7 protein-coding genes are annotated in these 7,129 nt (G+C 75.8%); 2 read left to right on the plus strand and 5 right to left on the minus strand.

Translation table 11 applies throughout. The features are described from left to right. Positions 1–395: 395 nt before the first annotated feature. The 4 genes from ACX9I7_RS09585 to ACX9I7_RS09600 all read right to left on the minus strand — a co-directional run bounded on the left by ACX9I7_RS09585 (position 396) and on the right by ACX9I7_RS09600 (position 4,802). Positions 396–1,169 carry a hypothetical protein gene (locus ACX9I7_RS09585; protein WP_387572671.1) on the minus strand — a complete coding sequence of 258 codons (774 nt, stop codon included), beginning with the start codon at positions 1,167–1,169 and terminating at the stop codon, positions 396–398. Positions 1,170–1,175: 6 nt separating this feature from the next. Beyond that, the gene (locus ACX9I7_RS09590) at positions 1,176–2,138 is read right to left on the minus strand and encodes a respiratory chain complex I subunit 1 family protein (RefSeq protein ID WP_459387068.1); all 963 of its coding nucleotides are present in this window, start codon (positions 2,136–2,138) and stop codon (positions 1,176–1,178) included. Further along, positions 2,135–4,183, minus strand: a complete 2,049-nt coding sequence (locus ACX9I7_RS09595; RefSeq protein WP_459387069.1) for a proton-conducting transporter transmembrane domain-containing protein — start codon at positions 4,181–4,183, stop codon at positions 2,135–2,137. The genes ACX9I7_RS09590 and ACX9I7_RS09595 overlap by 4 nt, the downstream gene beginning before the upstream one ends. Before the next feature lie 136 nt (positions 4,184–4,319). Beyond that, entirely contained in the window at positions 4,320–4,802 is a 483-nt protein-coding gene (locus ACX9I7_RS09600) for an NADH-quinone oxidoreductase subunit B family protein (RefSeq protein ID WP_386723922.1), read from the minus strand. 376 nt (positions 4,803–5,178) lie between these two features. Here ACX9I7_RS09600 and ACX9I7_RS09605 point away from each other — a divergent pair, with 376 nt between their 5' ends. Both ACX9I7_RS09605 and ACX9I7_RS09610 read left to right on the plus strand, forming a co-directional pair. After that, complete coding sequence (locus ACX9I7_RS09605) at positions 5,179–5,508, plus strand: DUF6233 domain-containing protein (RefSeq protein WP_189450500.1); 330 nt, start codon at positions 5,179–5,181, stop codon at positions 5,506–5,508. A 77-nt stretch (positions 5,509–5,585) separates the two neighbouring features. Next, positions 5,586–6,491: a hypothetical protein gene (locus tag ACX9I7_RS09610; protein WP_358628674.1), complete on the plus strand. Its 906-nt coding sequence runs from the start codon at positions 5,586–5,588 to the stop codon at positions 6,489–6,491. A gap of 71 nt (positions 6,492–6,562) precedes the next feature. On the opposite strand, the gene ACX9I7_RS09615 is transcribed toward ACX9I7_RS09610, so the two are convergent. Beyond that, entirely contained in the window at positions 6,563–6,988 is a 426-nt protein-coding gene (locus tag ACX9I7_RS09615) for a hypothetical protein (protein WP_387572680.1), read from the minus strand. Between the last annotated feature and the right edge of the window lie 141 nt (positions 6,989–7,129).

A 7,129-nucleotide genomic window follows, 5' to 3' on the forward strand; every position in this document is an offset into this window, starting at 1 on the left:
CCGGCCCGGTCGGCGCCCCCGGGCCGGTGTCCTGGGCGGAGCTCCCGGGAGGGTGCCGGTAGCGGGGTCGCCGCCGGGCCCGGACGCGCGCGGCACGCGCCGGCCCGGGGCCCCGGCAGGCTCCGGGAGTGCGACGGGCTCCGAGGGGCCAACGGGCTCCGAGGGTCCGGGAGCGGAGCTCCCGGTTTCGGGAAGGGGCGGGCCTGGGGAGGAAGCCACCGCACCCGCGCCCACCCGTACCCGCCGGGGTGCCCCGCGCTGCCGTGGCGGTCGCGCCGTGCCCGCCACGGCGGCCCGCCGTCTCCGCGCCCCCGCCAGGGCGAACGCGCCCGCCACCGCGAACGGCACCCCCACCGGCGCGGTCAGGAGCAGCACACAGGTCGTGGAGTGCGTCGTCATCGGTCGCAGAGCTCCCGCAGGTCGTCGATGCCGGTCCCGCCGAAGGCGGCCCGCATCCGGGTGGTGAGGATGCCCAGCACGAGCACCGCGAGGAGCACGTCGAAGGACACGCCGAGCTCGACGATGAGGGGCACCCCGGAGGCGGCCAGGAACGCGGTGGCGGTGATGCCGTTGTCGAGCAGCAGGAAGCCGACCACCTGGGCCAGGGCGCGCCGCCGGGTGACCAGGACGAAGAAGCCGATGAGGACGACGGCCAGGCCGACCGGCAGGGCGCGGGTGGCGGGCGTGGGGTGGAGGGCCACCAGGGGCCTGGCGACGGCGTAGGCGAGGAGGGTCAGCAGGGCCGCGCTCAGCAGGGAGGCGGCGACGTTGACGAGCGGCTGTGTCTCGCGGGCCTCGCTGACGTCCTCCGCGTAGTGGTGGCCCGCGCCCCCGGCCCTGCCCGCGCCCGTGCTCCCGGCCGTGCCCCCGGCCCCGCCCGTGTCACCGGCGAGCGGCGCGGGGCCGGTCGCGACGGCGGTCAGGGCGCGCCGCATCAGCAGGGGCAGCAGCCCGGCGCGCAGCAGGCCGATGCCGACGGCGACCGCGAGCAGCTCCCAGCGGCTGTCGTGCCCGTCCAGGAGGGCGGCGATCCCGGCGAGGGCCACGCCCTGGAGGGCGAACACCCGGACGATCGAGGCGAGCTGGCGCAGCCAGAGCACCACGACGGCGGCCAGCAGGAACGCGCCGCAGACCAGGTCGAGGAGCTGGGCGTGGAGGGTGCCGGGCACGGCGCGTCACGCTCCCGTCAGGAAGTAGGAGGCGGTCACCGCGAGGAGGGCCAGCAGCAGGGAGCCCGCGAGGAGTTCGGGGACGCGGAACAGCCGGAGCTTGGCCCAGCACACCTCGGCGGCCGCGAGGGCGGCGCCCAGGGCCGCGACCTTGACGGCCAGCAGCGCGATCGCGAGGGCGACGGCGAGCGGGGCGGCGGTCGTGGCGATGCCCCAGGGCGCGGCGAGCGTGGCCAGCAGGCCGAGGAGGACGGCGAGCCGCATCTGGGCGCCGAGTTCGACGAGCGCGAGGTCCGGGCCCGCGTACTCCAGGACCATCGCCTCGTGGACCATGGTCAGTTCCAGGTGGGTGGTGGGGTTGTCCACCGGGAGCCGGCCCGTCTCGGCCAGGACGGCGAGGGCGAGGGCGGCGGTGGCCAGCAGCCCGGACGGGGAGGCGAGCCGGTCCGCGTCGCGCAGACCGGCGGAGACGATGGCGGCCAGGTCGGTGGAGCCGGCGGGCAGCGACAGGGCGAACACGGCCAGCAGGATGGTGGGTTCGACGAGCGCGGCGACGGTCATCTCCCGGGAGGCGCCCATGCCGCCGAACGCGGTGCCGGTGTCCAGCCCGGCCAGGGCCAGGGCCACGGTGCCCAGGGCGAGCAGCGCGACGACGAGGATGAGGTCGGACCGGCCGGTGGCGAGGGTGGCGGTGCTGGCCAGCGGCATCAGCGCGGCCACCACGGCGGTGGTGGCGACCAGCAGCGCCGGGGCGACGCGGAAGGCCGGTCCGGTGCCGGTGGGGGTGATGGGCTCCTTGCGCAGCAGTTTGCGCAGGTCCCGCCACGGCTGGCGGACGCCCGCCCCGGCCCGGCCCTCCATCCGGGCCCGTACCTGCCGCATCAGCCCGGTGAGCAGGGGCGCCCCGGCGACGACCGCCACGACCTGGGCGCACATGGCGGCCGCCCCGGCGGTGGTGTGGCCCGTCACGGGCGCGCCGCCAGGACGAGCAGGAGGGCGACGAGGCCGCAGAAGCCGTAGCCGAGGTAGAGGTGGACGCTGCCGGTGGCCAGCCGGCGGGAGGCGTGGCCGAGGGCGGTGACGGCCTCCAGCAGCGGGCGGTAGAGGCGGTGTTCGAAGCGGTCGGGGACCCGGCGGCGGAACCGTACCCGTTCGACGAGGTACGCGGATTCGGGGGCGGCCGTCACGCGGACGTCCTGTTCGGGCGCCAGCACCCGGTCGAAGACCCGCTGGAGGGGCTCGGCGAACGAGGTGGCGGTGTAGGCCATGCGGGCGGTCGGCGCGCCTCCGCCGCAGTCCCACAGGCGGGCGTTGCGGCGCCGGCGGCGGCGCGCCAGGAGGCGGGCGAGCGCGGCCGCGGTGATCAGAGCGGCCGTCAGCGTGCAGGCGGCCCACAGCGGGGAGAGGGTGGTGGCGAGGCGGTCCAGGCGGACGCCGAGGGGGCCGCCGGTCAGCGGCGGGGCGTCGGCGAGCCCGGTGGCGGCGACGGCCGCGGACAGCCCGTCGCCGAGGACGCCGGGGACGAGCGCGAGGGCGGCGCAGAGGGCCGCGAGGAGGCCCATCCCGGCGAGCACGGCCGGGGGGCTCTCGCGGGCCTCGGCGGCGCGGGGGCCGCGCGGGCGGGCGAAGAAGGCGACGCCGAGGGCCTTGACGAAGACGGCGGCGGCCAGTCCGGCGGACAGGGCGATCACGGCGACGGCCGGGGGCAGCACGAGGGCGGTGACCAGGCCGGGCAGGGCCAGGCCGTGGATGAGGGACTGGAGCAGGAGCCACTCGCCGAGGAAGCCGTTGCCGGGCGGCAGGGCCGCCGCGCCGAGCGCGGCGAGCGCGAAGAAGCCCGCGGTGACGGGCATCCGGGAGCGCAGGCCGCCCATGCGGTCCAGGTCGCGCAGACCCGTGGCCCGCAGCACCGAGCCCGCCGCGCAGAACAGCAGGCTCTTGAACGCGGCGTGGTTGACGAGGTGCAGCAGGGCGGCCGCCAGGGCCAGCGCGGCGGGGGCACCGCCGCCCGCGTCGGCGAAGAGCCCGGCGGCGCCGACGCCGATGAGGGCGAGGCCGAGGTTCTCGGAGGTGGAGTGGGCGAGCAGCCGCTTGAGGTCGGAGGCCATCGCGGCCTGGAGGACGCCGTACGTGGCGGAGAGCGCGCCCGTGGCCAGGACGCCCAGCCACCACCAGCGCGGCCCGCCGTCCAGCAGGTCGAAGCCGGTGCGGACCAGTCCGTAGATCCCGAGGTTGACCATGGCGGTGCTCATCAGCGCCGAGACGTGACTGGGGGCCTCGGGGTGGGCCCGGGGCAGCCAGGGGTGCAGCGGCACCGCGCCCGCCTTGGCCGCGAACGCGGCGGCGGTCAGGACGAAGACGGTGCCGCGGACGGCGGAGGGCAGGTGGTGGGCGCCGTCGCGCAGCGCGGTGAACGTCTCGCCGCCGGCGCGGGCGGCGAAGAGGGCGGTGCCGGCCAGGAGCAGGAGGAAGCCGAGCTGGGTCATCACGCCGTACCAGAGCCCGGCCGCGCGCACCGCCGCCCGCGCGGCGGGCGGGCCGCTCCGGTGCCCGGCCAGGACCAGCAGCAGGGAGGTGAGGGCCATCAGCTCCCACAGCAGCAGGAAGGAGCAGACGGAGGCGGCGGCCGGGACGAGCAGCAGGGTGAGGGCGAAGAGCGGCAGCACGGCCTGGGCGGTGCGGGAGGCCGCGCCGTGGCCGGTGTGCCCGGCCGCGTACCCGATGCCGTAGACGGCCACGGGGAGGATCACTCCGCCGGCCACGGCCATGAACAGGCCGGACAGCGCGTCCACGGCCAAGTGGACTCCGGTGGGCGGCAGGACGCCGGGCAGGAAGACCGACCAGCGCGCGCCGCGCAGGGCGGCGGTGCCCGCGGCGAGCCCGGCGGCGCCCGTCGCGGCGGTGCAGACGCCCGACGCGACGACGCGGGCCCGGCCCGGCAGCGCCGCCCCGCACAGGGACCCGGCGGCCGCGCAGGCGACCGCCGCCTCGGTGGCGTGCCCGATGACGCTCATGTCGCCGCTTCCGACGTTCCGTAAGCGGGCCCGGCTACGGGCAGGTGGGGGCTGAGGACCGGGGCCGGGTGCCGCCCGTGGGTGGTTTGTGCCCACCCGTTCCGCCCTGCGGAACGATTGCCCACAAACCACTCACTCATCGGCCGGTCACCCGGCGCAGCGCGGCCACGATTCGTTCCGGCTCCGGGGGGCAGCCCGGTACCTCCAGGTCGGTGGGTACCACGTCGGCGACGGCACCCTCGACCCCGTAGCCCCCGGCGAACTCCCCGCGGTTCAGGGCGCAGTCGCCGACGGCGACCACCAGGCGGGGCCGGGGCATGGCGGCGACCGTGCGGCGCAGCGGCTCGGCCATGTTGCGGGTCACCGGGCCGGTGACCAGCGCGACGTCGGCGTGCCGGGGCGAGGCCACCAGGCGGGCGCCGTACCGCTCGGCGTCGTACACCGGGCCGAAGGCGGCGGCGATCTCGATCTCGCAGCCGTTGCACGAACCGGCGTCCACGCAGCGGACCTGGACCGAGCCGCCCAGGTCCCGCGCGGCGCGCGGCGGGGCGGCGGTGGGTGGTGGCGGGGCGGGCTCCGCCACCCGTCCGGTGTCGCGGATCTTGCGCAGCAGGCCCATGCCGCCTCCCTCGAAAACTCCCCGGCGCCCGGTACCGCCGCGCCGTGGGACTGAGTAGTAAACGGCCGCACCCCCCTCGGGGGTTACGGGCCCCGGGATCCGTCCGACAGGAAATATCGGGCGTTCACGAGGACAGGTGATAACGGAATGGCCAAGAGGTTGGCGATGCGTGTATCGGCGGTCGGTGCCTTTGGATAGGCCCGCGTCCTATGCCACCGCCGGGAAAGGCGCCCGGAGCTGCGGATCGTATGACGAGCCGATCGTCGCCACCGCCGAGCGGATGCCGTTCTCGCTGGTCAAGCCCGCAAGTCAGCATCGTGGGCCATTGCCCGGAACCGGGCTCGCCCGGAGTCCCCCGCTGCTACTGTCCCGCCTCATGGAGACCCTCTTCACTGCTGAGGAACTCGTCCGAATCGAGGCCGCCGCGCTGGAATGCGGCCTCTCCGTGCGGGATTGGGTGCGCGAGGTCGTGCTCCAGCGCCTCAAGGGCGAGTGGCGCCACGACCTCGAGGACGCGATCTGGCCGGTCACCGTCCACCGCCGCCCCGGCGGCACCCTCCACGAGCTCCACCACGCGGGCTGCTGGGTGCCCAGGGGCGGCGAGGACACCCTGACCACGGCGGAGGCCCGTGAGCGCGCGGCCAAGTTCGACGTCCGGTTCTGCGACGCCTGCGAGCCCGAGAGGTTCCTCGTCCCCTTCGAGTGACCGGGTGACCCGGTAGTGGGCGCGCGCCATTACGCTGTCCCCCTCAAGATCAATTAGGTGGGTGGGGGAAGTACGGCATGAGGGTGTGGACGCGCCTCACGGGGTGGGCGACGCTGCTCACCGGGTACGCGACCGTCCTGCTCGGAGCGGCTCCGTTCCGGGAACTGCCGCCCAAGCGGCACCAGTTGGGGCTGTTGTGCGCGACAGCGGTGTGCGCCGGATGCTGGATCCTCGCTTCGCTCGTGGTCCGCGCGCACCGGCGGGAGGCCCTGCGGAAGAAGACCTGGCGCAGGCGTTACGAGCCCTGGCCCGAGCCGCGGCCGTCCCGGCTGCTCTGCTGGGCGCTGGGCTTCGGCGTCGCGCTCACCAGCGCCGCCGCGCTGTGCCAGGGCGTGGGGCCCGACGGCGCGGAGGGCGAGTGGCTCGCCACGGCGGCCCGGGCCGGTGCGGTGACGGGCGAGGTGCGCGTGGAACGGATCCTGGGCGAGCCTCGCCCCACGGACGTCGAGATCAACGACACCGACGAGTACGCCTCGACGATCGTCGCCACCGTCCGGTTCGCCTCGGGCGCCCGGCAGCTGACCGTCGAGGAGGTGCACACCGCCGGCAGGCCCGAGGTGGGCCGGGCGGTGGAGCTGCTGTACGTGCCCGACCGGCCCGAGCTGGGGGCCCGTCAGGCGCCGGGCAACGACATCGGCACCTTCGCCGGCCGCATGATCATGCTGCCGGTCATCTGGACCTTCGCCCTCGCCGCGGGTTTCGTCACCGGCGTGGCCATGCACCGCAGGGAACCCGGCGTCCGCTACGCGCGTCGATTCGAGCCCTGGGTCCATCTGCCCGCCGCGCTCCTCCTGGTGTGCGGCGCGGGCCTGGTCCTGCCCCTGCTCATCGGCTTCCCCGAGACGGGGACCGGCTGGGCCCTGGCCGCCGCGAGCGCCACCACGCCGTGGCTGGCACTGGCCTGGGTGGCGAGAACGAGCTGAGAACGAGCCCGGAACGAGCCGAGCGGGGCCCGCGACGGCGGGCCCCGCTCGGCGGGAGGACGACCGGGAGGTCAGGAACGGCGACGCCGGAAGGCCCGGCGGATCATGAAGATCACCAGCACGATCACCGCCACCACGAACAGGACGGCCAGGATCAGGATGACGAGCAGGGCCACGCCCAGCTTCGCGAAGAAGCCCTTCTTCTTTTTCTTCTTCTTGTCCTTGGCCAGCGTCGTGTGACCGTGCTTCGCGTGGTGGTGGGAACCGGCGACGACCTCGTGGCCGCCCGACGCCTCCACGGCGCCGCCCGTGCCCACCGCCGCCGTACCGGCCTCGGCGGCCGCGACGGAGACGACCCGCGCGGTAGCGGCGGACGGGCTCGCCGCCGTCGCGGGCGTCGCCATCAGGACGGCGCCCAGCGCCACGGCCACCAGGGCCGACATCCTGCGGGCCACCCGGCCCCGGTACCGTCCGTCGTGCTTCCGCTCGTGCTTCATCCGCGCCCCCTGTGTCTGGTGCTCTGGCTTTCGGTGCTCCGCAGGCCGCGGGGCGCATCCATTATCCGCACATCCGAAGACCGCCCAGCAGGGCGCGTCCGCCGGCCCCGCAGTGGCACACACCGCGCGCGGGCCATAAGA

Source organism: Streptomyces sp. L500, from assembly GCF_054551825.1.